The following is a 373-nucleotide window of genomic DNA, read 5'->3' on the forward strand; positions in this document are numbered from 1 at the left end:
CTCCTTCCCTCTCCCCTTCCCTTCCTCTCTCTCCCCCCTTCTCCCTTTTTTTCTTTTCCCCCTCCTCCCTTCCCCTTTCCTTTTTTTCCCTCCCTTCCTTTCTCTCCTTTTCTTTTCTTCTCTCTCTCTTTTTCTCTTCTCCCTCCTTCTTTCCTCCTTCTTTTTTCTCTTTCTTCCTCCTTTCCCTCCCCCCCTCCCTCCTCCCCTTCCTCTTCCTCTCCTTCCTCTTTCTTTCTCTTTTCCCTCCTCCCCCCCCCTCCTCTCTTTCTTCCCCCCCTCTTCCTTTCTCTTTTTTCCTTCCCTTCTTTTTCCCCCTCCCTCTCTCTCTTCTTCTTCTTCTCTTCTCTTCCTCTTTTTCCCCCCCTCCCCCCTC

The 373-nt window shown here is 51.5% G+C and carries 1 protein-coding gene; it reads right to left on the reverse strand.

Features of this window, described 5'->3' with window-relative positions:
- Window positions 1-373: hypothetical protein (locus AB1471_RS18870; protein ID WP_367780953.1), on the reverse strand; the 373-nt coding region annotated here is incomplete at both ends.

The organism is Jeotgalibacillus marinus (assembly GCF_040801915.1).
GTDB lineage: Bacteria > Bacillota > Bacilli > Bacillales > Jeotgalibacillaceae > Jeotgalibacillus > Jeotgalibacillus marinus.